Origin of the sequence: Chryseobacterium sp. ON_d1, assembly GCF_006829085.1 — a bacterium.
In the GTDB taxonomy this organism is placed as follows: Bacteria; Bacteroidota; Bacteroidia; order Flavobacteriales; family Weeksellaceae; genus Chryseobacterium.
Genome location: NZ_BJTC01000005.1, coordinates 316225 through 337216, shown reverse-complemented (window position 1 = coordinate 337216; position 20992 = coordinate 316225). Strand labels below are relative to the sequence as shown.

General features: G+C 38.0%; 15 protein-coding genes. 8 read left to right on the top strand and 7 right to left on the bottom strand.

Going from position 1 to position 20992, the window contains the following annotated elements:
* Positions 1 to 3 precede the first annotated feature (3 nt).
* The 3 genes from CRS_RS10410 to katG form a co-directional block, all read right to left on the bottom strand.
* On the bottom strand, positions 4 to 2889 hold the full coding sequence (locus CRS_RS10410) for a hypothetical protein (RefSeq protein ID WP_142723977.1): 2886 nt from the start codon (positions 2887 to 2889) through the stop codon (positions 4 to 6).
* Positions 2890 to 2898: 9 nt separating this feature from the next.
* A complete protein-coding gene (locus tag CRS_RS10405; protein ID WP_142723976.1) occupies positions 2899 to 4482 on the bottom strand; it encodes a T9SS type A sorting domain-containing protein in 1584 nt (527 codons plus the stop codon).
* Positions 4483 to 5150: 668 nt separating this feature from the next.
* A complete protein-coding gene (katG, locus tag CRS_RS10400) occupies positions 5151 to 7430 on the bottom strand; it encodes a catalase/peroxidase HPI (protein ID WP_142723975.1) in 2280 nt (759 codons plus the stop codon).
* A 390-nt stretch (positions 7431 to 7820) separates the two neighbouring features.
* Between katG and CRS_RS10395 the strand changes: the two genes are divergently transcribed.
* Both CRS_RS10395 and CRS_RS10390 read left to right on the top strand, forming a co-directional pair.
* Positions 7821 to 8288 (top strand): heme-binding domain-containing protein, encoded by a 468-nt coding sequence (locus CRS_RS10395; protein WP_142723974.1) that lies wholly within the window; start codon positions 7821 to 7823, stop codon positions 8286 to 8288.
* A 4-nt stretch (positions 8289 to 8292) separates the two neighbouring features.
* On the top strand, positions 8293 to 8703 hold the full coding sequence (locus tag CRS_RS10390; RefSeq protein WP_142723972.1) for a thiol-disulfide oxidoreductase DCC family protein: 411 nt from the start codon (positions 8293 to 8295) through the stop codon (positions 8701 to 8703).
* 119 nt (positions 8704 to 8822) lie between these two features.
* Here CRS_RS10390 and CRS_RS10385 read toward each other — a convergent pair whose 3' ends face one another.
* Positions 8823 to 10262: an alpha-amylase gene (locus CRS_RS10385; RefSeq protein ID WP_142723971.1), complete on the bottom strand. Its 1440-nt coding sequence runs from the start codon at positions 10260 to 10262 to the stop codon at positions 8823 to 8825.
* Positions 10263 to 10449: 187 nt separating this feature from the next.
* On the opposite strand from CRS_RS10385, the gene CRS_RS10380 reads away from it, so the two are divergent.
* Positions 10450 to 11103 carry a DUF4290 domain-containing protein gene (locus CRS_RS10380; protein ID WP_142723969.1) on the top strand — a complete coding sequence of 218 codons (654 nt, stop codon included), beginning with the start codon at positions 10450 to 10452 and terminating at the stop codon, positions 11101 to 11103.
* Positions 11103 to 12410: a UDP-N-acetylglucosamine 1-carboxyvinyltransferase gene (murA, locus tag CRS_RS10375; protein WP_142723967.1), complete on the top strand. Its 1308-nt coding sequence runs from the start codon at positions 11103 to 11105 to the stop codon at positions 12408 to 12410. The genes CRS_RS10380 and murA overlap by 1 nt, the downstream gene beginning before the upstream one ends.
* A gap of 376 nt (positions 12411 to 12786) precedes the next feature.
* Here murA and CRS_RS10370 read toward each other — a convergent pair whose 3' ends face one another.
* Positions 12787 to 13098, bottom strand: coding sequence for an NIL domain-containing protein (locus CRS_RS10370; RefSeq protein ID WP_142723966.1), 312 nt, complete (start codon positions 13096 to 13098; stop codon positions 12787 to 12789).
* Positions 13099 to 13258: 160 nt separating this feature from the next.
* Positions 13259 to 13936, bottom strand: coding sequence for a YiiX/YebB-like N1pC/P60 family cysteine hydrolase (locus CRS_RS10365; protein ID WP_228451227.1), 678 nt, complete (start codon positions 13934 to 13936; stop codon positions 13259 to 13261).
* Positions 13937 to 14035: 99 nt separating this feature from the next.
* Between CRS_RS10365 and CRS_RS10360 the strand changes: the two genes are divergently transcribed.
* Positions 14036 to 14722, top strand: a complete 687-nt coding sequence (locus CRS_RS10360) for a response regulator transcription factor (protein WP_142723964.1) — start codon at positions 14036 to 14038, stop codon at positions 14720 to 14722.
* Between the two features lie 45 nt (positions 14723 to 14767).
* Positions 14768 to 16129, top strand: a complete 1362-nt coding sequence (locus CRS_RS10355) for an ATP-binding protein (RefSeq protein ID WP_142723962.1) — start codon at positions 14768 to 14770, stop codon at positions 16127 to 16129.
* Positions 16130 to 16356: 227 nt separating this feature from the next.
* Here the strand turns inward: CRS_RS10355 and CRS_RS10350 are convergent, their stop codons facing one another.
* A complete protein-coding gene (locus CRS_RS10350) occupies positions 16357 to 17202 on the bottom strand; it encodes a DMT family transporter (RefSeq protein ID WP_142723960.1) in 846 nt (281 codons plus the stop codon).
* 394 nt (positions 17203 to 17596) lie between these two features.
* On the opposite strand from CRS_RS10350, the gene CRS_RS10345 reads away from it, so the two are divergent.
* On the top strand, positions 17597 to 18295 hold the full coding sequence (locus CRS_RS10345) for an MgtC/SapB family protein (RefSeq protein ID WP_142723959.1): 699 nt from the start codon (positions 17597 to 17599) through the stop codon (positions 18293 to 18295).
* 24 nt (positions 18296 to 18319) lie between these two features.
* Entirely contained in the window at positions 18320 to 20992 is a 2673-nt protein-coding gene (gene mgtA / locus CRS_RS10340; protein ID WP_142723957.1) for a magnesium-translocating P-type ATPase, read from the top strand.

The window sequence follows — 20992 nt, the reverse complement described above, 5'->3', positions numbered from 1 at the left end:
TGCTTAGTTTTTATAGTGATATTGATATTCTTTCAATGTCGCCCCGTTGATGTCTGTTATTTTCTCCAGTTGGTTATCTGCGTTATATTTATAGACAGATCGTATTCCTTCCGGTGAAGTAACTGTTGTCACACCAATGAGAGGATCATAGGTATAGGTGACAATCTGTGTATTCTGTAATGCCGGGTTTTTCCTGAAGTTTTCCAAAGCAGTAATGAGTGCGGCTTCACTAGAGGGGCTCTGAGCATCTGCATTGGAAGCATCAATGATTGGTTGCACGAATGATGAAACCTGAGCATATGTTGCCCCTTCTATTGTCGCTATAACTAAGGTATTATCATATCCGTAAATATAGGTAGTAGGAATGCCGGCCTCAGAGGTAGATTGAAGGATATTTCCTTTGGTATCATACAAATCTATTTTTTTTACTGTTTTTGTTGTATTATCATTGATATTGTAAGCCAATACGGAATTAGGGAGCGTACTTGCCACATTATCATATTTTGTTTCGGCTTTGGAAACGGTTTTCCCATCACTCTTTTCCTCAACCTTTACAGGAATACCCAGCATATTGGCATTGAAAAGGGAAGCATAGCCGGATTCAGGATAAGTATAAAATTGTTCTATGATATTTCCGTCCAATATTTTTTTGGTAGAAGCCACTTCAAAATTGAACACATTAAAATAAGTTTCAGCCTTAGCTTCCATATTTTGTCCATTGTCAAAATAACTGTTAGAGGTAACGGATGATTTTTTGAGCCACGCTGCTTTGCTATAAACACTTGCCCCGTTTCCGAAAAGCTGATAATCATGAGCACCGGGAATATCTTCAAAAGTGTAATCAAACTGTTCTTTGGTAAGAAGGCTGTTCTGAGCATTATAGACCTCTTCTTTTTCTAAAACACCACCCTTCACCATACCATAATACGGCTGGTAAGACGCTGTAACCCCATTAACGGTATAAGGCTCGGCAGGATATTCATTAGGAGTCTTATAATAATACTTTATATATCCGTTTCCGTCATCAGCATTGGAAATTTTTACATTTCGATATAAAACATAGCTTTGTCCCTCCTCATGACCTTCTACTTCAGGATAAAAGGTATAGCCGCTGGAACTGCTGCTATCTGTAAAACTATCATATGTAAAATTTGTGATCTTCACAGGAGTCGTTTCAGAGGTACTTTTGTAATATTTGATGTTTCCAATCCGCAAAGTGTTGCTAAAACTCTTATTGGTAAAAGGCTGAGGCTTATGTTTTAGTTCATATAACTGTACTTGCCCCTTACCTCCTGAACCGGTAAATTGAATGGTATATGTTCCGGGCATTAAATTAAATGTTCTTACATAGTAATCTTCAGTATAGCCGAGAGCACTGCAATAACCGCCATCATAATAATTAGTGCCGGGATTGGTTATGTTCCATGCTACATAAGTTGGAGAATCATCCCAATAGATTGGAGGAGGGAATTTTTCTCCCAGATGATAAAGTATATATATCTTTTTTGCTTTACCCGCTGTACCGGAAACTGTAAAGCTATAATTGTTGGTTTGATTCGTATTAAAATTAATTTCTTTGAATATTTCAGGATATTGGACTTCAGGATCTACAAAGTTTTCTCCGTTTAAGATGGGAGCCAGGTAATCTGCATTACTTTTATCAACATAGCTCTCATTAGGCTCAAAATTATATTCTGTTACTCCCCCTGTCGGATTTATTATTTTTTTTAAAGAACCTAAAGCTGCCCTGTGAGGATTATTAGTCAGATCGGGATCAGGACAAAGAAATGTTCCATTATATCCTGTTTTGACATCAGGTAAATTAGGATCAGGGTTTGCATACGTAAACTCTGTCGTTTCTGAGGTGACATTATTTTTATTGAGCTTTTTAAGTTTTGTTAATGTCCTTTTATATATATTTTCTGATGTCGATCCATTAAAATAAACGAATGGGTAAGTAGAATACTCAAATGAATACCCCGAAACCATTGCATCATATTTGGTTTTTAGAACAATATTATTGATACTGTAAGGGTCATTTAATGTTTGCTCTAAACTGGCATCATAAGTATAATTGATCTCAATTTTTCCAATATCAGCCGAAGTAATGGTTTTCAGCTTGCAGGTTTGGTAAAGCAAAGTTGAACTGTTAGGCTTATTCTTTATGTCCTTTTGATACGTAAAGGTAGCCAGTTCAACATTATTGGCATCTTTTATCTGAGATAAGAAAAATGCAGATTTATATATTTTACCTGAAATCCCATACAGATCCTGTTGCTGGTTACTTCTGCTGTAATCATTAAAGATATATTTAATCCCTTTGGTATCAGTAATGGTAAAAGAATTAAAAATCAGAGTAGCAGTATTACTATCTCTTGTATATTCGATCTTGATCCTGTTTGAAGAAAGGTTGATGAGTTCAAAAGTATTGGCCGCTATATTCCTTATAACTCTGAATTTTCCTGAAATACCCGGTAAATTATAATAGTATACGTCATTAAAATGATTCTTTATATAATTTCCGTTACTGGTATCATCAAATTTTTCATCGAGTTCATTGACAATACTTCTGGAAATTACTCCTCCTGCAAAAAGTGACCATCCTGTCCCTACTTCACTCGCTGGCTCCACAGCTGCTATATTCAGGGGATTGTAAGATAATGAAAGATTAAGGCTGATTGCCTTATTATGCGTGGGTAACCCTAATAAAGGCAAAGAGATATCTGGTAATCCTGTAGCATTGGAAACAGGTGTATTGGAATAGGTCGCCAAAGAAGAAACCGATGGCACCGGCTTAGAAAAATCTCCAAAGTTAATTTCTTGCTGGGCTTTTGCATATTGGCTGAAAATAAGAGCAGCCAAACCCAGTATTGTACTAATTTTTCTCATTATGTATTTTTATTTCTTAATCAATTTAGCGTTCGCCGTTTTATTGTTATCCGTTTTTATCGTCACCAGATAAGCTCCCTGAACGAGCGCCTGGGTATTGATCTTGGTAACTTTGTTTTTCGTTGTAAGATTTTGTAATTGTCTCCCACTCATATCATACAACAGAATTTCTGCATCCTTAAAGTTAAATCCAACTTCTACGTAAGCATAATCAGATACTGGATTTGGATAAATTTTGATATCGTATTTTTCAACCAACTGATCAACCTGTTTATCTCCCAGCTTTACAATCTTCCAGTTCTCTTTTCCGAGTTCTTCTGCACTGGTTCCTGCCAAAACAATTGAACCGTCTCTGTTCAGCTTTAAATCTGAAAGCCTCTCTTCCTTCTTTCTGGATTCACCTTTCACATGTTTTCTCCACTGCTCATTTCCATCCTGATTCAGATACAGCATCCAGAAGGTTTCATCATCATTTTCTATTCTTCCTTCTGCTTGGGTATAACCGCCTAATAAAATTCCTTTGGAAGATTGATCATCTGCTGAATGAAGAACATTCATTCCCATCAGAATATCACGGTTTTTGAAATTATAAGATTTCTGCCACTGTTCATCGCCTCTTTCATTTAAAGAAATTAACCATAGGTCCGTTCCCTCTTCTAATCCTACCGTTTTATTCCCTGACCTTTCTGATCTGGATTCTCCACCGATAATGAATCCGGTTGAGGTCAATGCAAGAGTTCTCAAATGATCATCACCTTTTCCTCCGAAATTCTTTTCCCATTCAACTTTTCCGTTTTTATCCAGCTTTACAATCCAGTAATCGCCTTCGCCAAAGTTGTCGCTTTGTTTTTGTACCGTTGTTAGATGTCGGGTGTCGGATGTATTTTGAGGACTTTGTACAGCTGAACTTCTTGAATATATTCCTAGTAAAGCTCCTCCATCTCTCGTTGGAATCATCTTCTCTACTTCATCTAAACCTTTTCCACCTAAAATAAGCTGTGAGAGTTCTTTTCCGTCTTTGTCCAGTTTTGTAATCAAGACATCCTTAGAGCCGTAACCTTTTGCAGCGTTTTGTATGTTACCCGCGACAAAGAATCCCAAATCGGTAGTCTGGATAACCGCTCTGGCTTCTTCATCAGAAGAGCTGCCTAAGGTTTTCTGCCATAATTCATCTCCAAACTCATTGATTCTAATGAGCCAGATATCAGATCCTCCTTTGGAATCCTCTTTCTTATCCAACCCTTTGGATGAATAACTGGTGCCAGCTAAAAGAAATCCGCCATCCTGTGTGGTAACAGTGGCTGATAAATAATCATGGTTTTGTCCTGAGAAGTATCTTTCCCAAACTTCTTCTCCTTGTTGATTGAGTTTTACTAAGTGAAAATCATAGCCATTGTTTTGCTTGTTTCCTTGTTGTAATTTGTTGCTTTGAATTGAGCTCCCTGTGATCAAATATTGTTGATCAATTGTTGTGGTGACTTGGCTTAAAAAATCTTGAAAATTGGATTTTATATCTTTCTGCCAGAGTACCTCTTGAGCAAATATGCCCGTAATAGTGCATAGAGACAATGCACACATGTAGAATTTTTTCATACTTGTGTTATTAATGTTAACTAAATGTTGATTGTATTTATTGTGTATATAGAAATACCCAAATTATAGAGTAAAATTATTGTTTCATAGTTATGTTTTTAACGCGTTCAAAATTAGGACTTTTTAATCTTTATCTCAAAGAAAATTCATTAACTTTCTTTAACAAAACAAAGATATGCCTGTAGAACGACAAAGCTTGTCGTGTTATTTTTCTATATAGAAAAACTTCAAAAAAACTGCTTCAATACTATTGAATTCGTAGCATCTGATTAATGATCCTAATTTTTTCAACTTTATATTGAGAATATCAGCCACTTCAGAATATTCATCAACCTGATCCAAGGATATTTCTTGATAAGTCTTTTTATATCTGATTATAATTACGAAAGTAAAATAGTTTCTGATCAACTACAATTTTTTAGTTATGATTTTTTTTACACCACTTAAATATCTCATTTCTAACCCTTAATAGATTTAATTTATTCTCAATCGAATTCATTTTCTGTAATATTTTTCAGTCAAATATTTTGATTGTTTTTGATATTTGCACTAATTATTTAATTGTTTTACCAGAATATTTTGTAAAATCAATAAAACTTAACTCATACTCATAAATTAAAATCGGCTGCCCTTCGGGCAGCCGATTTTACTCTCTAAAAAATTATTTTCTATATATCAAACCTATCCAGATTCATCACCTTCGTCCATGCAGCTACAAAATCTTTTACAAATTTACTTTGTGCATCGGCGCTTCCGTACACCTCGGCAACGGCTCTCAATTCAGAATTGGATCCAAAGACAAGATCTGCACGGGTCGCGGTCCATTTTGGCTGACCGGTTGAGCGGTCACTTCCCATATACAGTTCTTTATCATCTGACATTGCTTTCCATTGCGTTCCCATGTCCAAAAGGTTTACGAAGAAATCATTAGTAAGAACGCCCGGACGGCTGGTAAATACTCCATGTTTTGACCCGTCAAAATTCGTATCCAAAGCACGCATTCCTCCGATCAGGACAGTCAGTTCCGGGGCAGTAAGCGTTAACAACTGTGCTTTATCAATGAGTAAAGATTCTGTAGATACCGTGTATTTTCTTTTCAGATAATTACGGAATCCGTCAGCGGCAGGCTCCAGATATCCCATTGATTCTACATCCGTCTGCTCCTGCGAAGCATCCATTCTTCCAGGTGTAAAAGGAACTTTTACATCCTGACCTGCGTTTCTTGCGGCCACTTCAACTGCAGCGTTACCTGCTAATACAATTAAGTCTGCTAGTGATATTTTTCTACCCCCGTTCTGAGAATCGTTGAACTCTTTTTGAATGCCTTCCAGTACACTTAATACTTTATTCAACTGTGAAGGATTATTTACTTCCCAGTTTCTCTGAGGCTCCAGTCTGATTCTGGCTCCGTTGGCACCGCCACGTTTGTCGCTTCCTCTGAAAGTAGAGGCAGAAGCCCAGGCTGTAGATACCAGTTCAGAAATACTTAATCCGGAATTCAAAATTTTTGATTTTAATGCTTCCACATCGTTTCCGTCAACCAATTCATGATCCACTTTAGGAATAGGATCCTGCCAGATAAGCTCTTCCTGTGGTACATCCGGCCCCAAATAGCGGGCACGTGGTCCCATATCTCTGTGCGTCAGCTTAAACCAAGCTCTTGCAAATGCATCAGCAAACGCCTCAGGATTTTCATAAAAATGTCTTGAAATTTTTTCATAAACAGGATCAAATCTTAAAGAAAGATCTGTCGTAAGCATTGTTGGCTTATGCTTTTTGGAAGAATCAAATGCATCAGGAATAATATCTGCTCCATCTTTAGCTACCCATTGGTGAGCTCCGGCAGGGCTCTTTGTCAGTTCCCATTCATTTTCAAAAAGATTTTTAAAGAAATAATTACTCCATTGAGTTGGAGTTTCAGTCCAGGTTACTTCCAAACCGCTGGAAATAGCATCTCTTCCGCTTCCTGATTTATAAGTACTTGCCCATCCAAGCCCCTGCTGTTCAATTCCGGCTGCTTCAGGCTCTTTTCCTACATGATCTGCAGGACCCGCTCCGTGTGTTTTACCAAAAGTATGTCCGCCGGCAATCAAAGCAACGGTTTCTTCATCATTCATCGCCATACGCCCGAAAGTATCACGGATATCTTTAGCGGCTGCAATCGGATCCGGGTTTCCGTCCGGACCTTCCGGGTTTACATAAATAAGCCCCATCTGTACGGCAGCCAATGGATTTTCAAGATTTCTAGAATGAATATCTCCATCTGCATTGTCATCAGTAGGAAGAACCGCTGAATGTCCTTCCACCACTCCTTCTGAGCCATGAGCATAACGCAGGTCTCCTCCCAGCCATGTTTTTTCTGATCCCCAGTATACATCGGCATCCGGTTCCCATACATCGGCACGTCCTCCGGCAAATCCGAATGTTTTAAAGCCCATTGATTCCAAAGCAATATTTCCGGTAAGAATCAAAAGGTCTGCCCATGAGATATTCCTGCCATATTTCTGCTTGATTGGCCATAATAATCTTCTTGCTTTATCAAGACTTACATTATCCGGCCAACTGTTTAACGGGGCAAAACGCTGCTGCCCTGCTCCTGCTCCACCTCTTCCGTCACCTACACGATACGTTCCGGCACTGTGCCAGGCCATACGGATAAACAAAGGGCCATAATGCCCGAAATCCGCCGGCCACCAATCCTGTGAATCTGTCATTAATGCATGAAGATCTTTTTTTACCGCCTCCAGGTCAAGGCTTTCAAATGCCTTGGCATAATCAAAATCCTTGTCCATAGGATCAGAAAGGGAAGAATGCTGGCGCAGAAGATCTACCCTGAGCTGATCCGGCCACCAGTCTGAATTCTGGGTTCCACCGCCCGCTACATTATTCTTCTTCATTGTTCCGTTATGAAACGGACATTTACTGATGTCATTCAAATCTTTTTCCATTGTCGTTTATTTTATTTTTATATTGATTAATACAGTTTAAATTCCTTGTTGTAGAATATGACAAACCTACAACGTTTATTCAATAAATACAATCTATTAATTTTTATTTCAATGATAGTTAAAAACTATTTATAGAAATTTCCAAACAGTACAAAAGCCGAGACATAAATGTGGTATTAAGTTAATAATTTTTTAAATTCGTCCAGCCAGCTGTTCTCTATTTAGAATAACTCAATGTAAGAGATGAGGGGGAACAGGGTATCAGGAAGCAGGAAGTTAAATGAACAGAAAAAAGAAAATTTCAATAATACAATCTGGAACTGCAAACTTCCAGCTTTGTCAAAGTAAAAATAAATTAACTATCTTTATAGGTACCAAACATGAATCCTTATGAAAAAAATAATTGTTGTCATTCTCGTTATCTTTATCATTATTCAGTTTTTTCCTATTGATAAAACAAATCCACCGCTTACCCCGGGAATGGATTTTCTGAAGGTAAAAAAAACTCCTGAGAAAATTGCCCGCACCATCAGGACTTCATGTTACGACTGTCATTCCAATGAAACAACATATCCATGGTATGCCAATATTTCTCCTGCATCTTGGTGGGTAAAAAATCACATTGATGAAGGCAGAAAAAGTCTTAATTTTTCTACCTTTGCAGTATATGAACCTCAAAGGCAACTTCATAAACTGGAAGAATGTATTGAGATGGTTGAAAAAAAAGAAATGCCGCTTGAGTCTTATTATTTAGGTCATCAGGCAGCCAAACTTTCGGATGAACAACGTGCAGATCTTGTTCAATACTTCAAAATGATAAAAGAAGACACAGAAAGAGGAATCATGTTTAATAAATAAAGTCGTGGAAAACTGGGACGATAAATATATTGTATTTTTTGACGGAGATTGTGGAGTCTGCAATTTCTGGGTACAGTGGATTCTGGAGCGGGACAGGAAAGACCAATTCATGTTTGCTTCACTTCAGTCCGGTTTCGGACAGAAATTTCTGTCAGAAAGAGGGCTGGAAACAAAAGTTTTCAATACGATATATTTATGGAAACCTGGAAAGTATTACCTGATTAAATCAAAAGCAATATTACAGATTGCCAAACTTTTAGGAGGAATCTATTCACTCTCCTTTATAGGCAAAATCATACCAGGATTCCTTAGTGACAAAGCCTATGATATTGTTTCCAGAAACAGAATGAAACTTGCCAATCAGAAATGTTACCTGCCGGATCAGCACCAGAGAAGGAAGTTTATTCAGGTATAGCTTTATCATAGATAAAAAATATCAGTCCGTAAGAGCCTCCGACAAGTTAGCGTAAAAACAATACACCATAGAAGCTCCTACGGAATGACAAGCCTGATGGATAATTAAATACTCATTACTTATAAATTAAGCGACCATACAGAATATGAATTCGGGGGACACTGGATTTTCACCCATTTATCTCCCTGTGTTGTCGGATACCAGCCTGAATGCCCGGTGAAATCTTTAATCTGCTGACTGCTCCAATTGGTTTCCACCCATCTCTCCTGCCAGCTTGATGAAGTGTTGATATAAACAACAAGTCCCGGGTTGCCATTATAGCCGTTTCGTCTCGCAATATATTCATCATTATCCGTATAGAGAATAGAAGTGGTTCCGGTAGCTTTATTATTATGAATCCATATCAGATTGTTCAGTCTTTCTTTATTCAGCCATTCTTCATAATCCCTGTAAAAAATAGTAGGATACCCTTCATGGGTTAAAATATAAGCGTATGCGGGCATCTTATTGTAAATAATATCTGTATCATGATTGGCCACAAAAGTAACGGCTTTGTATGGGTTTCTTTTCCACATCATATCATCATTCAGAACATTCAAATTTCCATTATCAAAAGCTTCATCCATTTTATAATAAGCAGCGAAATCAAATACGGAACTGTTGGCATTATTGGCCCACCACTCCAGCGTATTTACATTGGAATCCCATAGCTCACCCACAGAAAACCCTCCCACTTTTGCGTTCCAGGTATTGACCACCCAAGGGCCAAATCCTTTTACGTAATCAAATCTCCAGCCATCAAATTTCATCACATTTTTATAATATTTTGCTACAGAATCATCTCTTCCCCAAAGCCAGTCCTGAACATGTGGATTGGCATGACACAGATCCGGGAAACCGCCAAAAGCTCCCTCATCATTATTACCATAGGCATTTTTATAAAAATCATTATAGTTTCTCTGAAATTTTCCGGAAGCCACCCCCGAGAAATCTGTCCACGTATTGGTTCCGGTAAAAGGGTTAGCTTCCGACTGTCCACCACTGTTATGATTGATGACAATATCTGCATATACCTGCATATTTTCTGCATGAGCTTTTGTAATCAGTGCTTCCAGCTCTGTTCTTGAACCAAAACGTGTTTCTACACTGCCATTCTGATTAAAATTTCCAAAATCATAATAGTCGGTTGGATCATACCCCATAGAATATGCCCCGTTCTGTGCTTTCGATGCCGGGGGAAGCCACACTGCACCAATTCCTGCATCAGACCATGAGGTCAGTTTATCTTTAACCGTATTCCACCAGTTACCACCATCAGGAACATCCCAGTAAAAACCCTGCATTAGTACACCTCCTCCCGGGCCGGCAACAAATTTACCCTGCGTGGATTCCTGACTTTTTCCTGTACTGAAAGGACGGCCGTCGTGGTGTGTCACATTCACTGTTTTATTATGAACTTCCTGCTGTTGGGCAGGCTCCATAATCAATTCATCACTGTTCTGGCATGAATAAGCTACTGCTAAAGCCAGTAGGGAAAGGAAAAAATATGTTTTTCTCATCGTAATAAATAATTATCAATCTATTAACCAAGATACAATTTTATTAAAAACAAATTCAAATGAATGGGAAATATTTTAATTATTACTAATAAATCAAGAATATAAGCTTTTAAATTTTTCATTAAAAAATCATAAATTTTTCAGATTCTCGAAGCAATTTTTCTTTTAATCCATATATTTGCATACTATGGAATACAATACCCAAAAAACTCAGCTTCATATGCCGGAATATGGCAGAATAATACAACAGTTGGTTGAGCGCTGCAAAGAACTTCCTACCAAAGAGGAAAGGAATGAGATGGCTATGGCAATCATCGATTTTATGGGTCAGAGAAACCCACAACTTCGTGACGAAGAAAATTATAAACATAAACTTTGGGATCATCTTTTTATTCTTGCAGATTATGATCTGGATGTAGAATCTCCGTATCCATTCCCTACAAGAGAGCAATTGGCGGAAAAACCTAAAAAGATGGAATACCCTAAACTTCAGGGTGATTTTAAATTTTACGGAAAAAGTATTCTTCAATTAATAGAAAAAGCAATTGAACTGGAACCCGGAGATGAAAAAGAAGCTCTTATTGAAGTCATTGCCAATAATATGAAGAAGTCTTACAATGTCTATAATAAAGAACATGTCACAGATGATGTGATTTTCAGACATCTGAAAGAACTGTCTGAAAACAGGTTGGATCTTACCGGAATTGATTCTCTTGAAAAAAGTAAGATTTATTATACCAATAATAACAACAGAAACAACAAGAACAGCAGCAATAACAACAATAATAAAAACCAGCCCAACAAGAGAAGGCATAACAACAATCATAAAAACAGAAAATAATGAGTGGAACATTTCAAATAAGAGGAGGAAAAAGACTGCAGGGTGAAATAACTCCACAAGGGGCCAAGAATGAGGCCCTACAAATTTTATGTGCGGTTCTCCTGACGGACGAAGAAGTAAGAATCAAAAATATTCCGGACATTCATGATGTGAACAGACTGATTGAAATTCTTGGAGATTTTGGGGTAAAAATTACGAAAAACGGACAGGGAGATTATACTTTCAAGGCAGATCAGGTAAATTTCGATTATATAAAATCCAACGAATTCAAAAAGGACGGAGCAAAATTACGCGGATCTATTATGCTGATGGGTCCCATGCTGGCCCGTTATGGAGAAGCTTATATGCCAACTCCGGGAGGTGACAAAATCGGGAGAAGAAGGCTGGACACTCACTTTCAGGGACTTGTTGAATTAGGCGCTGAATTCAATTATGATGAAGAAGAATATTTTTATTCCTTAAAAGCGAAAGAACTGAGAGGAAAATTCATCCTGCTGGAAGAAGCTTCTGTAACCGGTACGGCTAATATTGTAATGGCTGCAGCATTGGCAAAAGGCAAAACAAGAATCTACAATGCTGCCTGTGAGCCCTATCTTCAGCAGTTATGCAAAATGCTGAACAGAATGGGAGCCAATATCTCGGGAATCGGTTCTAACCTTCTTACCATTGAAGGAGTAGATTACCTGAGAGGAACAGAACACACTATGCTTCCGGACATGGTAGAAATCGGATCATGGATTGGTCTTGCAGCGATGACAAAATCTGAAATTACCATCAAAAATGTAAACTGGAACCAGCTTGGTGTGATCCCGAATACATTCAGAAAATTAGGAATCCAGCTTGAGCAGAGCAATGATGATATTTATATTCCGGCTCAGGAACATTATAAAATCCAGAAATTCATTGACGGTTCTATTCTTACCATTTCAGATGCGCCATGGCCAGGATTTACACCGGATTTATTATCTATTATTTTAGTCGTTGCCACTCAGGCCAAAGGAAGTATTCTGGTGCATCAGAAAATGTTTGAATCCAGGTTATTCTTTGTGGATAAATTGATTGATATGGGAGCTCAGATCATTTTATGCGATCCACACAGAGCTACGGTAATCGGATTGAACCAGGAAGCTCCGTTAAGAGGAACAACGATGGTTTCCCCGGATATCAGAGCAGGAAACGCACTTCTTATTGCAGCACTTTCTGCAGAAGGAAAATCTATAATCCACAATATCGAACAGATCGACAGAGGATATGAGAATATTGATGGAAGATTAAGAGCAATCGGTGCTGATATCGAAAGAATTTAAATTATTTACTGACCTAATCCTTTTAATAATAGCTTCGACAGGCTCAGCCTGACAACGCTTAAAAATTTCGGTTAATATTCGAGCTGTCACCCTGAGCCTGTCGAAGGGTTATCAATAAGAAAACCTTTTTTAATTATTAATCTCGGGTATTAATTAAAGGAATAAGTCAATAATTCTACTAAAAAGCGTTCAGAAGGTTCTGAACGCTTTTTTTGTTTTACCACCCGCCTTTTTTAACCACTCCATCAAAAATTCTTTGAATTTTTCGCCATCTCTCCAAAAAAGAGAATTTTGTCATCATGGGTTTTAATACAAAATAAAAAGTGCCCGGTACAATACCGGACACTTTGAGTAATTAAAACTATATGAATCTCACTTAAAAATATGTTCTGCAGGTATATTCTACTGTCGTATTGATAAGTTTATTTTTATTCAGATAGATTTCAAGCTGCTGATAATCATCTGAATTGACATTTATATATAACTGTACTGATCCAAAACTATACCCGTTCACGTACTCTACATTAGCAGATAACACTCTATGACAGATGCCCAGTTGATTGTAGATGGTGTTCATTAAATGTTCAAATTTCATTTTGCCATTCAACTCTATTTCCAGTAACAATTCTTTTTTAGGCAGGTTCACTTTATTTTGTAAAACCTGAAGGCCGGGATTAGGTGTAATCATCGCTAAACATTTTTGGGTTAGACATTTTCAGATCATATTGCGCTTTGCATTTAAATCTGTGACAAAAATATAAAAAAATATTAGTCTACCAAATTAGTAGACTAATATTTTTAAAAATTTAACATAAAAAAAAGAAGCCTCTTCAGCTTCTTCCGGTATGTTAAAGTTTTCCTATCCTTTCCAGTTTATCCGAACCTGCAAGGCCATTGGGATTGCAACCCAGCTCTCCTTCAGGGATATTCAGATTTCTCTTACGATAAAATTCTTCCCAGAATGAATTCGTTTTTCCTGTTTTGGGATCAATAAATGTCATAGATTCCAATTTAAAAATATGATTTTCCCGAAAAGCTCTTTCTACAAAATCTGAACAGTAATATGAATTCTCATCCAGAATATAATTGAAATTATAAGGTTTCCCAAGCATGGAATGAGCTTTTTGTATAGCGTCAGGAACAGATTTCCTGTATTCTGGTTTTAAACGGTAAACAATTACCTCCTGTCCATCTTCTCTCTGATCTTTTATAAAATCTTGTAAGATCTGTTTCTGAGAACCGCCTTTAGGAGATGCGTGCAGGACAAAAAAACGGTTATCTTCCTTTTCAAGAATTCCCATATGATCAAACGAAGCAATCTTTTCTTTTTGAGTCACATTATTGATCGCTCCGGAAAGTCCTGATTCTTTCGCTGTTACAAAAAGAAGATCCCCATTTTCGAGCCGTATCTTGCCGGAATTGGCATTACTATAACTACATTGAACCATCAATATTGCTAAGCAGGACAAAAGCCCGGTAACAATGATTTCTTTTTTTCTTCTGAAAAACACTGCAAATTCTGACATCTGATTATACTTTCAGGGCCAAAATTACAAAATAGAATTCATTACATTTGCTGGTATATTGACCTACACTTCATATTAACCAAATATTTTCAAAATTTCATGCCACATATTTTATTAGTTGAGGACGATGACAGGCTTTCGAAATTGATTGCAAAAGGATTCCAGGAAGCTGAATTTGAGGTTACTGTAGCTTATGACGGTGCCACAGGTTTGAAACTGGCTTTACAGACTCAGTTTGATATTGTTGTGACAGATATTGTTCTTCCTAAAAAAAACGGACTTGAATTTTGTAACGAAATCAAAGTACTAAAACCCAACCTTCCGATCATTATGCTAACCGCATTAGGAACCACCGATGATAAGCTTGAGGGATTTGATGCCGGAGCGGATGACTATCTCACAAAACCTTTTGAAATGCGGGAGCTGGTGGCCAGAATCAAAGTACTTCTGAAACGTTTTTCACAACAGCGGCAGCAAAAAGTTTTTATTCTTAAATATGAAGGCATTGAAATGAATCTGGAACAGAAAACCGTAAGCCGTGATCATACTCCGATAAAACTGACCCCAAAAGAATTTAATCTCTTAAAATTCATGCTGGAAAACTCAGAAAAGGTACTTTCCCGAAGTGAAATTGCTGAAAAAGTATGGGAGACTCATTTTGATACAGGCACCAATTTTATTGATGTTTATATTAATTATCTCCGAAAGAAAATAGATAAAGACTTTGACACGAAACTTATCCACACCAAAGCAGGCATGGGATTTATTCTGAAAAAAGACTACTGATCAGGTCTGCAGAGTGATCATTGAGATGAATTAAAAATTATCAGGATGAAAATAAGAACCCGGCTTACATTGCTTTTTACCCTAATCACTGCAATGCTTTTAAGTATTTACAGTATCTCGATCTATTATTCATCCAAGGAAGCCAGGGAGAAATCTTTTTTCAGCGAACTTCAGAACGAAGCGATTGCCAAGGCTGATCTGTTTTTCCGAAGCTCACTCCCCGAGCAGGAAATGCACAAGCTTTATAAAAATAATACCAGAACCCTGAATGAAGTTCAGGTTGCTATTTATAATTCCGATAAACAACTGATTTATCATGATGATGCCAAAGTAGATTATGTCAAGGAAACTCCCGAAATGCTTTCACAGATATTTCAAAAGAAGAAAATCAATTTCTTTCTCAATGATCTGCAGGTCATTGGAATGGTGTACCATTATGAGGGAAAAACGTATGCGGTAACAGCTGCAGCTTATGACAAATACGGTTACGATTACCTTACTCATCTTTTTACCATCAGCATTATTTTATTCTTCAGTATTTTAATATTGATTTACCTGGCAGGGATATTCCTTTCCAAAAAAACATTGAGTCCGCTCAGTGAAATGGTTACACAGATTAAAAAGATTACCGCCGGAAAACTGCAATTGCGGCTGAAAACAACGAAAGAAAAAGACGAATTGAATGAACTGGCTCAAAATTTCAATGGAATGCTGGAACGCCTTGAAAATTCTTTTGACTCACAGAAGCATTTTGTATCCAATATTTCACACGAACTGAGAACGCCTTTATCCGCTATTATTACCGAACTGGAACTGGCTTCCGAAAAGGAAAAAACCAAAGAAGAATACCAGGAAACAATCCGATACGCCCTGGAAGATGCCCGCAATATGGTAAAACTTTCCAACAGTCTGATGGATCTGGCTAAAGCAAGCTATGACCCCAATGAGATCAGTTTTACGGAAGTCCGTCTTGATGAAGTTCTTCTGGAATCTTACACCAAAATCACAAAAGAAAATTCAGAATATAAAGTTTCGCTCAATATAGAAGATTCAGTAGAAGAACACCAGCTTATTGTCCAGGGAAATGAATATCTTCTTCAGGTTGCTTTTAACAATCTCATTGACAATGCCTGTAAATATTCGCCCAAACACACCTGTTTAATTGATGTAAAATCCAATTCCAAAATTCTTAAAATAAGTTTTATCAATACAGGGAACAACATTAATGATGAAGATTTACAGCATATTTTCGAACCATTTTACAGAAGCGAAACTTCCAGACAGGAAAAAGGGCATGGAATAGGACTTTTTCTTACTGAAAAAATTATTACCCTTCACCATGCAAAAATCACTGTGGCATCAGATCAAAATGAAACCGCTTTCACTGTCATATTTGATATTATCTAAAAGACAGCTTTTTATTTTCTTTTTTTGTATTGCCAGCAAATATTGATCGTAAAGACCATACTGCTGATTACAAAAGGAATCATCTGAAAAAAAGGCCTTAACAAAAACGTTCCAGAGCTTTTTTCTTCTACTATACTTTTTATACCCAATCCAACAAAAAAAAGTGAAATCAACAGCAGAATAAACTGTATTTTCCAATGTATCCTTATCATAATATAAAAGTACTCTTAATGATTGGAAACTCTGCTGAAAATGGTTGTTCCTATACTGGCCGCAATCACACAGGCAATAGAAATCCATTGTAAAAAAGATAATTTTTCAGCAAGGAAAATCAAACCTGAAAGTGCTGCAAATGCAGGCTCCAGACTCATCAGTATGCTGAACGTTTTGGCAGGAAGTCTTTTCAAAGCCATAATTTCCAGTGAAAACGGCAAAGCACTCGAAAGAATAGCCACCCCTAGTCCTTTTACAAAAATAGCCGGAGTAAGACTGAAAACAGCTCCATCCCATATTGTGAAAGGAATAATTACCAAACTTGCAAATATCATTCCTGTAGTTACCGCATCTTTTCCATCCATTATTTTAGAAACCTTGCCTCCCATAACGATATAAACAGCCCAGAACATCCCTGCCAGAAAGGCAAGCCCAAGTCCTATCAGATCTACGTGATCATTCTTCCAGGGAACAATCAGCAAAATTCCTGCACAAGCCAGTAACGCCCACACGACATCCAGCAATTTGCGGGACAGGGCCAATGCCAGAAACAAAGGTCCTGCAAATTCCACCGTAACCGCCAGTCCCAGAGGAATTCTTTGAATAGCCATGTAGAAAATGAGATTCATTGCTGCCAATCCGACTCCATACATAGCACAGTATTTCCATTTTTGCCGGTTGAACGTTGAAAATTTCGGACGGTTGATCAAAGTAAGCAAAACAGCTGAAAGTACAATCCTTAAAGTAACCGTTCCAATAGCTCCGATAGCAGGAAAAAGCTGTTTTGCGATGGAAGCACCTCCCTGCACACAGATAATCGCTAAAAGCGTAGCCGGTATTGCTATGTTTGATTTTTTCATGTCTACTATATACAATTCAAAAGATTATGGGAAGAAATTTCCGGAATTAAAAAGGGTTTTATAGCACGAATCATGAAATTCATTATATAAAATAACCCGCCTCAAATGTATTGATTTTTTATCTTTTACAATGGGTGCAGTTTTCATATATTAATAAGACTTAACGGTATTATTATTTTTTACTTTCCGGATGAATGTTTCCGGAACGGAAAGATATTTTCCTAATGATTTTCTAATCATATTCTAAAGCTTTTCTAACCATCTGTCTCTAAAAGGTGGAATACCTTTGCAGCAAAGAAAAACCCTATGGACACCGACCCTTTACAATACCATAACTAAGCATTCTGCCGATACTTTTTCTGTATAACGGCGGCATGCCATAAACAGAAAAGTCATGAATACATTAGAATTTACCCTTCGTCTCCTTACCGCATTTGCCCTTGGTGCCAGCATTGGTTTTGAAAGACAGTGGCGCCAGAAAAGCGCAGGTCTTCGTACCAACACTCTTGTATGTCTGGGCTCCGCAGCATTTGTTCTTCTCTCCATAAGAATCGGTGGGGATGCAACCGGCAGAATAGCCTCTTATATTGTAAGTGGCATTGGTTTTTTGGGCGGGGGTGTCATCATGAAAGACGGTCTTACCGTAAGGGGACTCAATACAGCCGCTACAATATGGTGTTCGGCATCCGTAGGGGCACTCAGCGCTATGGGATTTCCTTTGGAAGCATCCATTACCAGCGGATTTATAATTCTCACCCATGTCATTCTCCGTCCTTTGGGAGTAAAGCTGGGAAACAATATCAATAACAGAAGCCATTATACTGAATACCTTCTCAGCATCAAGTGCAAAAGTGAAGTGGAAAATCATATCCGGGTACAGCTGATGCAGTCACTGAGTGGGAATGATAAAGTATTACTGAAATCGTTGACCAGCGATGACAACGGCCTGCCTGAAAATGCCATCATTACAGCGGAAGTTCACGCTTCAACACCACAGGACAGTTTCATGGAAAAAACAGCCAGCAGACTTACTATCGAAGATAAAGTCATCAAAGTGAGCTGGGAAATTATAGGCACCGAAAACGATTTATAACATTTAAAAACAACCATTGAAGCAATGTTAAAAAAATCTTCAAACAAAAATCTCAATTCAGCAGCTCTTGTCAAATTAAAAGAAGCTGCTGCTGAGAACGAAAAAATGATTTACGCCATGCTGGAAACCTCGGAAGAGGGGCTCAGCGATAATACCGTAAAAGATCGTCTGAAAATTTATGGCAGGAATGAAATTGCCACACAGAAAGCCCCTTCATGGCTGAAGCAGTTTGCTCATTCTTTTTTTAATCCGTTTAATTATATTCTGGCCTGCATAGCGGTAATTTCTTTATTCATTGATGCCATTCTTGCTCCTGAGGGCGAGAAAGATTTCAGCACCAGTATCATTATTTCAGTCATGCTTCTGTTCAGTACAATTCTGAGATTTATTCAGGAATTCCGAAGCAACAAAGCCGCAGAAGCATTAAAGAAAATGGTAAAAACAAGCTGCCTTACCAAAAGAAAATTTCATGAAAGTGAAGAAATAGAAATTACTGAAATTGTCCCCGGTGATATCGTTATTTTATCCGCCGGTGATATGGTTCCTGCAGACTGCAGAATCCTTAAAAGCAAAGATCTTTTCATCAGCGAATCCATTCTGACAGGAGAAGCACTTCCTGTGGAAAAAAATGCACTCCCTGTCAAAGATGCTAAAGAGCGCAGTCCTCTTAGTCTTCAAAACATATGCTTTATGGGAACTAATGTAGTAAGCGGCTCAGCAACAGTGGTAGTTGCCAATACAGGTATTTTCACTTATTTCGGAAGCATCAGCCGAAGCCTGGTCTCCAAAAGACCCGAAACGGCGTTTGATATTGGTGTCAACAAAGTAAGCTATCTGCTGATCCGGTTTATGCTGGTTATGACTCCCGTTATTTTTATCATCAACGGATGGGTAAAAGGAGACTGGATGCAGGCTTTACTGTTTGCCATTGCCGTTGCTGTAGGATTAACTCCCGAAATGCTCCCTATGATTGTTACCGCCAATCTTGCCAAAGGAGCCGTCAACATGAGCAAAAAGAAAGTCATTGTTAAAAGGCTAAATGCCATCCAGAATATCGGAGCGATGGACATTCTCTGTACAGATAAAACAGGAACACTTACCCTGGACAAAATTGTATTGGAAACCCACCTTAACGTTCGTGGTATCGAAGATGATGAAGTATTGAAGTGGGGCTACCTCAACAGTTTTCATCAGACAGGCCTCAAAAATCTTTTGGATCAGGCTGTGCTGGATCATGCTGAAGTCCATAACCTGATGAAAGCAGATGAACTTTACCAGAAAGTAGATGAAATTCCCTTTGATTTTGAAAGAAGAAGAATGTCTGTAATTCTTAATACCTCCAAAGGAAGGCACCTGATGATCTGCAAAGGTGCAGTGGAAGAAATGCTCCCACTATGTCAATATGCTCTGGATCCCGGAGAAGATCACAGTCTGCATATTGAGAATGACAACACTGTTCCACTGGATCTTCACATGAAGCAGCAGATTATCAGAATGTCTGAAAAACTGAATGCCGAAGGACTGCGGGTTTTATTGATTGCTATCCGGGAATTTGATGGCGACCATCCACTGAATTATTCCGTAGCAGACGAAAATCACCTTACCCTTACAGGATTCATGGGATTTCTCGATCCGGCAAAGCCTTCTGCTGAACCAAGTATCAAGGCTTTGCACAAACTGGGAGTTGAAGTAAAAGTGGTGACAGGAGACAACGATATTGTGGCTAAAAAAATATGTCATGATGTAGGAATTCCTATCAACACCATTATGCTCGGTGATGAGCTGGACAGCATCAGTGATGATGAACTTCGAAAGGATATGGATCTTTATTCTGTTTTTGCCAAAGTAAGCCCGCTACAGAAACAACGTATTGTAAAAATATTAAGATCGAAAGGTCACACCGTTGGTTTTATGGGTGACGGAATCAATGATGCAGCAGCTATAAAAGAAGCAGATGTAGGAATCTCTGTGGACACAGGCGCAGACATTGCCAAAGAAAGCGCAGACATCATCCTCCTGGAAAAAGACCTTATGGTCCTCAGAAGTGGAGTAATCTACGGAAGAAGAACTTTCGGGAATATTGTCAAGTATATAAAAATGACGGCCAGCAGCAATTTCGGAAATATGTTCAGTATGATCGGAGCCAGTGCACTGTTGCCTTTTCTGCCCATGCTTCCATTACAGATTTTAACCCAAAATTTACTGTATGATGTATCACAATCCTCCATTCCATGGGATACAATGGATAAAGATTTTCTGGAGAAACCGAAAAAATGGGAGGCTGGAAGCATTAAAAAGTTCATGCTTTATATCGGTCCTTTAAGTTCCATTTTTGACTATGTGACCTTTGCGATAATGTTTTTCATTTTCAAAGCCAATACCCCGGAACATCAAAGTTTGTTTCAGACAGGTTGGTTTGTGGAAGGTTTATTATCCCAAACCTTAATTGTTCATATCATCAGAACAAAAAAGATCCCATTTGTCCAAAGCTGGGCGGCCACACCAGTAGTTGCTTTAACGAGTTTAATTATGCTGATCGGAATTCTTATTCCTTTCAGTCCCATGGCAGGATACCTGAAAATGCAGCCACTGCCCCTGAACTATTTTCCTTATTTAATAGGAATTCTTACAGGATACTGTGTATTAACGCAGCTTGTTAAACAATGGTTCATCAGAAAATTCGGACAATGGCTTTAG

What these genes read in the sequence shown, in the direction of transcription:
- katG (WP_142723975.1), bottom strand. Translation starts at nt 7,430, where the DNA reads ATGGAAAAAGATTTGAATGACATCAGTAAATGTCCGTTTCATAACGGA.
- CRS_RS10395 (WP_142723974.1), top strand. Translation starts at nt 7,821, where the DNA reads ATGAAAAAAATAATTGTTGTCATTCTCGTTATCTTTATCATTATTCAG.
- CRS_RS10370 (WP_142723966.1), bottom strand. Translation starts at nt 13,098, where the DNA reads ATGATTACACCTAATCCCGGCCTTCAGGTTTTACAAAATAAAGTGAAC.
- CRS_RS10405 (WP_142723976.1), bottom strand. Translation starts at nt 4,482, where the DNA reads ATGAAAAAATTCTACATGTGTGCATTGTCTCTATGCACTATTACGGGC.
- CRS_RS10410 (WP_142723977.1), bottom strand. Translation starts at nt 2,889, where the DNA reads ATGAGAAAAATTAGTACAATACTGGGTTTGGCTGCTCTTATTTTCAGC.
- CRS_RS10345 (WP_142723959.1), top strand. Translation starts at nt 17,597, where the DNA reads ATGAATACATTAGAATTTACCCTTCGTCTCCTTACCGCATTTGCCCTT.
- CRS_RS10360 (WP_142723964.1), top strand. Translation starts at nt 14,036, where the DNA reads ATGCCACATATTTTATTAGTTGAGGACGATGACAGGCTTTCGAAATTG.
- CRS_RS10385 (WP_142723971.1), bottom strand. Translation starts at nt 10,262, where the DNA reads ATGAGAAAAACATATTTTTTCCTTTCCCTACTGGCTTTAGCAGTAGCT.
- CRS_RS10380 (WP_142723969.1), top strand. Translation starts at nt 10,450, where the DNA reads ATGGAATACAATACCCAAAAAACTCAGCTTCATATGCCGGAATATGGC.
- murA (WP_142723967.1), top strand. Translation starts at nt 11,103, where the DNA reads ATGAGTGGAACATTTCAAATAAGAGGAGGAAAAAGACTGCAGGGTGAA.
- mgtA (WP_142723957.1), top strand. Translation starts at nt 18,320, where the DNA reads ATGTTAAAAAAATCTTCAAACAAAAATCTCAATTCAGCAGCTCTTGTC.
- CRS_RS10365 (WP_228451227.1), bottom strand. Translation starts at nt 13,936, where the DNA reads ATGTCAGAATTTGCAGTGTTTTTCAGAAGAAAAAAAGAAATCATTGTT.
- CRS_RS10355 (WP_142723962.1), top strand. Translation starts at nt 14,768, where the DNA reads ATGAAAATAAGAACCCGGCTTACATTGCTTTTTACCCTAATCACTGCA.
- CRS_RS10350 (WP_142723960.1), bottom strand. Translation starts at nt 17,202, where the DNA reads ATGAAAAAATCAAACATAGCAATACCGGCTACGCTTTTAGCGATTATC.